We start from the raw sequence: 6,932 nt of genomic DNA on the forward strand, positions 1-6,932 counted from the left end.
CAATCCGACGATGCGCCCAGACGTGACACCTCGTCCGCCTCCACCATGCCTCTGCCTCTTTTCGCTCTCGCCATTGCCGCGTTCGGCATCGGCACGACCGAATTCGTCATCATGGGCCTCTTGCCCAACGTCGCGCGCGATCTCGCGGTGACGATCCCGGCGGCGGGCATGCTCGTGTCCGGCTACGCGCTCGGCGTCACGGTGGGCGCGCCGATCCTAGCCGTGGTCACCGCGAAGATGCCGCGCAAGAAGGCGCTGATGAGCCTGATCGGCGTGTTCATCGTCGGCAATCTGCTGTGCGCGCTGGCGCCGAACTACTGGGTGCTGATGGGCGCGCGCATCGTCACCGCGTTCTGCCACGGCGCGTTCTTCGGCATCGGCTCGGTGGTCGCCGCCGATCTCGTCGCGCCGAACCGCCGCGCGCAGGCCATCGCGCTGATGTTCACCGGACTCACGCTCGCCAACGTGCTCGGCGTGCCGCTCGGCACCGCGCTCGGCCAGGCCGCCGGCTGGCGCTCGACGTTCTGGGTCGTCACGCTGATCGGCGTCGCGGCGGCGGGCGCGCTCGCCGTGTGCCTGCCGAAGCACATCGAGATGCGCGACACCAGCATCCTGCGCGAATTCGACGTGCTCAAGAATCCGCAAGTGTTGATGGTGCTCGGCATCAGCGTGCTCGCGTCGGCCAGTCTGTTCTCGGTGTTCACGTATATCACGCCGATTCTCGAAGACGTCACGGGCTTTTCGCCGCACGCGGTCACTTACGTGCTGCTGCTCTTCGGCCTCGGCCTCACGGTCGGCAGCACGCTCGGCGGCAAGCTCGCGGACTGGAAGCTGCTGCGCTCGCTGCTGACGTTTCTTCTCGCGATCGTCGTGATCCTGACGATATTCGCCGGCACGATGCACGAGCCCGTCGCCGCGATGGTCACGATCTTCTTCTGGGGCGTGCTCGCGTTCGCGATCGTGCCGCCGTTGCAAATGCTGATCGTGAATCGCGCGAGCGAGGCGCCCAACCTCGCATCGACGTTGAACCAGGGCGCGTTCAATCTCGGCAACGCGACGGGCGCGTGGCTCGGCGGCTGCGTCATCGGCGCGGGCGCGCCGCTCACGTCGCTGCCGTGGGTCGGCATTCTGATGGCGGTGAGCGCGTTCGGTCTCACGCTGCTTTCGGCGACGCTCGACAAGCGCGCTCGCCGTCTTTCGATCGGACAGGCCGCCTGATCGCCCGCGAGCGGCACGTTGCATGAAGGGCATTCTCTCGCGTGACTTTCTCGCGCTGATCCTGAGCGTCGCGGTCGTCGGCCTCGGCCTGGGCGCGACGCTGCCGCTGACCGCGCTCGCGCTCACGCAGGCGGGCTACGGCACCGGCATCGTCGGGCTGATGACGGCGATGCAGGCGGGCGGCGGCCTCGCCGTCGCGCCGTTCGCGAGCCGCGTGGCCGCGCGTTGCGGGGCGCGGGAGACGATCGTCGGCACGGTGATCGTCGCGGCGCTCTCCACCATCGCGATGCAGTTCACCGTGGATCTGTGGCTGTGGGCGGTGCTGCGCTTCCTGTGCGGCGCGGCGTTGATGCTGCTCTTCACGATCGGCGAGGCGTGGGTCACGCAACTCGCCGACGATTCGACGCGCGGCCGCGTCGTCGCGATCTACGCGACCAACTTCACCCTCTTCCAGATGACGGGACCGGTGCTCGTCAGCGTGATCGGCGGCTTGCCGTCGATGCGCTTCGCGATCTGCGGCGCGATCTTTCTGCTGGCGTTGCCCGCGCTCGCGTCGATACGCGGCGCGCCGCAGTCGCTCGCTTCCGGCGAAGGCGAGCACGGCGACTGGCGGCAAGTGCTGCCGCGCATGCCGGCGCTCGTGATCGGCACGGGTTTTTTCGCGCTCTTCGACACGCTCGCGCTTTCGCTGATGCCGCTTTTCGCGATGTCGCACGGCATCGGCGAGGATGTCGGCGTGCTGTTCGCGTCGGCGATCCTGTTCGGCGACACGACGATGCAGTTCCCGATCGGCTGGCTCGCCGATCGCATCGGGCGCGCGAAAGTGCATGCGGGCGCGGGCGTCGTCGTGGTCGTGCTGCTGCCGTTGCTGCCGTGGTCGATGGCGCATCCGTGGATTTGCTGGCCGCTGCTCTTCGTGATCGGCGCGGCGGCGGGCAGCATCTACACGCTGTCGATCGTCGCGTGCGGCGAGCGCTTTCGCGGCCCGATGCTCGTGTCGGCGACGGCGATCGTCGGCGCATCGTGGAGCGTGGCAAGCTTCGGCGGCCCGATGATCGCGGGCACGCTGATGCAGCGCATCGGCGCGGATGCGCTGATCGGCGTGTTGACGGCGGCGGCGTGCGCGTTTCTCGTCGCGGTGTGGTGGGAAAGGCGCGCTGCTTGAACCTCAGCCGCGCGCCGGCGCGATCTCTCCCACGCAGTCCCCGAATCCGACGCGATACCCCTCGCCCTGGCACCATCCGCGCAAGGTGATTTCATCGCCGTCGTGCAGGAACACGCGCTCGCCGCCCTCTTCCAGCTTCACGGGCCGCTCGCCGTTCCACGTACTTTCGAGCAGGCTGCCGCACGAATCGGGCGTCGGTCCGCTGATCGTGCCCGAGCCCATCAGATCGCCGACGCGCGTATTGCAGCCGCCGACCGTGTGATGCGCGAGCTGCTGCGCCATCGACCAGTACATCAGCCTGAAGTTGGTGCGCGAAAGAGTCGTCGGCTTGTGCACGCCCGGCGCGCGCAGCGTGACTTCCAGTTCGATGTCGAACGCGTGATCGCCGTCATGACGCAGATATGCGAGCGGCTGCGGCTCCTGCGCGGGCGTCGCGGTGCGGAACGGTTCGAGCGCGTCGAGCGTGACGATCCACGGCGAGATGGTCGTCGCGAAACCCTTCGAATTGAACGGGCCGAGCGGCACGTATTCCCATTGCTGGATATCGCGCGCGCTCCAGTCGTTCAGCAGCACCATGCCGAAGATGTGCGCCTCGGCGTCCGCGCAGGCGATCGGCTCGCCGAGCGCGTTGCCACGGCCGATGATGAAGCCCGTCTCCAGCTCGATATCCAGCTTGCGACACGCGCCGTAGACCGGGCGGTCGGCGCCCGGCAGCTTGATCTGTCCGTTCGGCCGGCGCACCGGCGTGCCGCTCACGACCACCGACGACGCGCGCCCGTTATAGCCGATCGGCATCTCCGACCAGTTCGGCAGCAGCGCGTTCTTCGGATCGCGGAACATCGAGCCGACGTTCGTCGCGTGCTCCTTCGACGAATAGAAATCCGTGTAGCCGGGAATTTGCACCGGCAGATGCATCGTGGCGTCGGCGCGCGGCACGAGCGCGTGACGGCGCAGCGCCTGGTCGTCGCGCAATGTCGCGTTGCCCTGCGCGAGCAAGGCCGAAAGCGCGATGCGCACGTTGCGCCACGTTTCGCGTCCGAGCGCGATGAAGTCGTTCAGACGCGGCGTGTCGAACGTGCCTTGCGCGTCGAGCAGACGCGCCCGTTCGAGCGCGGCCAGATCGACGATCCAGTCGCCGATCGCGACGCCCGCGCGCGGCGCCGCGTTCACCGCGTCGCTGAAAATGCCGAACGGCAGGTTCTGGATCGGAAAGTCGCTCGCCGGATCGTTCGCGGATTCGATCCAGCTTTTCAGGGCGGGCGCGAGCGTGGCCTTCAGCGCGTCGTTCATCGTTGCTCCGGGTTGAAGTGTTTCGTGAGGCCTTGCCAGCACTCGTAATAGTTCGCCTGCAGTTGCGCGGTTTCGAGCGCGAACTGCGTCGGCTTGATGAGGGTGCGCGTCTCGAACATGAAGGCCATCGTGGCGTCGATCTTCGCGGGCTTCGAGGTATCGCTGCTCGACGCCTTCTCGAACGTCCCGGCATCGGGCCCGTGTCCCGACATGCAGTTGTGCAGGCTCGCGCCACCCGGCACGAAGCCTTCGGCTTTCGCGTCGTAGACGCCATGCACGAGGCCCATGAACTCGCTCGCGACATTGCGATGGAACCACGGCGGGCGGAACGTATCCTCGGCCGCGAGCCAGCGCGGCGGGAAGATCACGAAGTCGATCGTATCGACGCCCGGCGTATCGCTCGGCGATTGCAGCACGAGAAAGATCGACGGATCCGGATGATCGAAGCTGATCGAGCCGATCGTGTTGAAGTGCCGCAGGTCGTACTTGTACGGCGCGTAGTTGCCGTGCCACGCGACGACATCGAGCGGCGAATGACCGATATCCGCGCGCCACAGCACGCCGTTCATCTTCGTGACGAGTTCGAACTTGCCTTCGCGGTCTTCGTAGGCGGCCTGCGGCGTGAGGAAATCGCGCGGATTCGCGAGCCCGTTCGAGCCGATCGGACCGAGATCGGGCAATTGCAGCAGCGCGCCGAAGTTCTCGCAGACATAGCCGCGCGCCTCGCCGTCGGGCAACGCCACCGTGAAACGCACGCCGCGCGGAATCACCGCGATCTCGAACGGCTCGATGTCCAGCTTGCCGAGTTCCGTCGAGATGGCGAGGCGGCCTTGCTGCGGCACGATCAGCAGCTCGCCGTCGCTGTTGTAGAAGAAGCGGTCCTGCATCGACCGGTTCGCGGCGTAGAGATGAATCGCGCAGCCGGTCATGGATTCGGCGGCGCCGTTGCCGGCCATCGTCACCCAGCCGTCGATGAAATCGGTCGGCGCGGCGGGCATCGGCAGCGGATCCCAGCGGAGCTGGTTGGGCGGCGTCGGCGGCACATCGGCGAAATTCGCGACGAGCTTTCCGCGCCCGATCTGCGTGAACGGCTTGTGGACGGCCGCCGGCCGGATGCGATAAAGCCACGAGCGGCGATTGTGAGCGCGCGGCGCGGTGAACGCCGTGCCCGAAAGCTGTTCGGCATAGAGACCGTAGGCGGCGCGCTGCGGCGAGTTGCGGCCGACGGGCAGCGCGCCCGGCAGCGCCTCGGTGGCGAACTCATTGGCGAAGCCGGATTGATAGTGCTGGTTCGCGTCCGTGTGCGTCTCGAACGTTGGCATGGTCGACAATCCTCGACGAAAAATACAACGGTTCAGGCAACGACGGCGCACGCGGCACGCCGTCGAAGTGTTTTACGGATAGTAAAACCAATTACGATTAGTGAAATTACTCGTAAACCCTTAATCGACGGGCCTCCTCGGGCATATCAATATGTGAATTTGGTGCTGGACGCGGTGTTACGCGCTGATACCATCGATCCTTCCCACGAAAATCGCCCGGTACGGCACGCTGCACGAACTGAATGCGCCATCCATGATCGCCCCGTCCTTGCCTGAACTTGTCGCCCGCGCCGCGGAACATCCGTTTCTTGGCGCGCATGTCGTGCTCGGCGAGAACGAGCATGCCGGGCAGGCGATCGCGCGGTATCGCGATCTGTGCATTTCGAGCGCGTACGAGCCGATTTTCGATGTCGGCACGCACAGCTTCCCGCAGACATTGAGTGCGTCGCCGGAGAGCGCCGAGCGTTTCGGCGATGAACTCGGCGTGCAGGCATTGACGCTGATTCAGGGCGATGCGCCGCGCGATCCGTTCGGCCAACTGGAAGACGATCGCGAACTGGTCGCGCTCGACCGGTTATCGCGGGCGGTGCATGCGTTCAATTTCTTCGGGCCGCATCGGCCGGGGCTTTTGTTTCTGCGCGTGCACGAGCGGCTGTTGAAGAGCGTGAAATACGATCACGGGCTGCACTTCTCGTCGGTGCTGACGGAGTTCGGCATGAGCCCGTCGCGCGTGGTGATCGAATTGCCAGCTGCGGCGGTCGCGCACAAGACGTTTCTCGGTTATCTCACCAAGAGTTATCAGCGCTACGGGTTCAAGGTCGCGGGGAATCTGCCTAACGCCGGGCAGATCATGGCGGTGTCGGATATGGCGCGGCTCGATTTCATCAAGATGGATGCCGGCGCGGCATTACGCGATTCTGTCGTGAAGCATCTGGTGGCGTATGCGAATCGGTTGAGGATTCCGCTCATCTTTTCCAATGTCACCGACGAGGCTCAGTTCAACGCGTTGCAGCAGTTCGATGTGCACTTCGTCCAAGGGCCGGTGTTTGATGCGCATCCGGCGTTTCATTTGCGGTAGTTTTTTTCGCCGGATTCCGTTTTGGTTTTGGTTTATTAGTGTTGCCCCTGTGCGGGGCGGCAGTCACTTTCTTTGCTGCTGCAAAGAAAGTAACCAAAGAAAGCAGCTATCCCCAGCCTAAGCACTTCACGCCGGCCGCGGCACAGGCGATTGACCTAATGGCCCCCCAGAGTTTTGATTTTTTGCCGGATCCCGTATTCGCGTCGGTTTATTAGCGTTGCCCCTGTGCGGGGCGGCAGTCACTTTCTTTGCTGCTGCAAAGAAAGTAACCAAAGAAAGCAGCTTCTCCCATCCAAAGTGCCTCATGCCGGCCGCGGCACAGGCGATTGGCTGAATGGCCCGGCAGTAGCGAGTGCCCTCACAAGCAGAAAAGGGCTTGGATCGCGCACGGTCTGACGAGCCAGTAATCAGAGGGCGCTGGTTCAGCACGAAAGAGTTCCGGCACAGCGCTACGCGCTGCCGTCAGGTCTGCGAGGGAAACCGACGAAAGACGAACGCAGTGAGATGGATCTGTTAGCAAGAAGGCACACGCCGACCCGATTGACCCGTCGGCCGCGAAGCGGGCCGGAGCCGTTTTGTGCTGAGCCAGTGTGTTGTGTGGCGCGATGTGTCAGACCGTGCGCGATCCAAGCCGCGCGAGTTTTGTGAGGGCACTTGCTACTCTGGGGGCCATTAGGTCAATCGCCTGTGCCGCGGCCGGCATGAAGCACTTTGGATGGGAGAAGCGGCGGATTCAACCGGTCAACGCAACCCCCAACGTCTCGGCCAATTTCTCCGCTGGAGTCATAAAGCCCAAGGTCTGCCGCGGCCTTTCATTGAGTCGCTTGGCAATTGCGTTCAATTCAGCCTGTGAGTAATG

General features: G+C 64.7%; 5 protein-coding genes and 1 pseudogene. 3 read left to right on the forward strand and 3 right to left on the reverse strand.

The genetic code is table 11. From position 1 onward, the window contains the following. Positions 1-45: 45 nt before the first annotated feature. Positions 46-1,218, forward strand: coding sequence for an MFS transporter (locus NOV72_RS27025; protein WP_106857595.1), 1,173 nt, complete (start codon positions 46-48; stop codon positions 1,216-1,218). Between the two features lie 22 nt (positions 1,219-1,240). Then, complete coding sequence (locus NOV72_RS27030; protein ID WP_106857596.1) at positions 1,241-2,383, forward strand: MFS transporter; 1,143 nt, start codon at positions 1,241-1,243, stop codon at positions 2,381-2,383. A 3-nt stretch (positions 2,384-2,386) separates the two neighbouring features. Here NOV72_RS27030 and fahA read toward each other — a convergent pair whose 3' ends face one another. Both fahA and hmgA read right to left on the reverse strand, forming a co-directional pair. Continuing rightward, positions 2,387-3,673, reverse strand: a complete 1,287-nt coding sequence (fahA, locus tag NOV72_RS27035) for a fumarylacetoacetase (RefSeq protein ID WP_181291163.1) — start codon at positions 3,671-3,673, stop codon at positions 2,387-2,389. After that, the gene (gene hmgA, locus NOV72_RS27040) at positions 3,670-4,995 is read right to left on the reverse strand and encodes a homogentisate 1,2-dioxygenase (protein ID WP_106857598.1); all 1,326 of its coding nucleotides are present in this window, start codon (positions 4,993-4,995) and stop codon (positions 3,670-3,672) included. The genes fahA and hmgA overlap by 4 nt, the downstream gene beginning before the upstream one ends. 253 nt (positions 4,996-5,248) lie before the next feature. Here hmgA and NOV72_RS27045 point away from each other — a divergent pair, with 253 nt between their 5' ends. Further along, complete coding sequence (locus NOV72_RS27045; RefSeq protein WP_106857599.1) at positions 5,249-6,073, forward strand: EAL domain-containing protein; 825 nt, start codon at positions 5,249-5,251, stop codon at positions 6,071-6,073. 733 nt (positions 6,074-6,806) lie between these two features. On the opposite strand, the pseudogene NOV72_RS32850 reads toward NOV72_RS27045, so the two are convergent. After that, positions 6,807-6,932: pseudogene (locus NOV72_RS32850) on the reverse strand (IS30 family transposase); the annotation flags it as partial.

The organism is Caballeronia novacaledonica, assembly GCF_900258035.1.
In the GTDB taxonomy this organism is placed as follows: Bacteria; Pseudomonadota; Gammaproteobacteria; order Burkholderiales; family Burkholderiaceae; genus Caballeronia; species Caballeronia novacaledonica.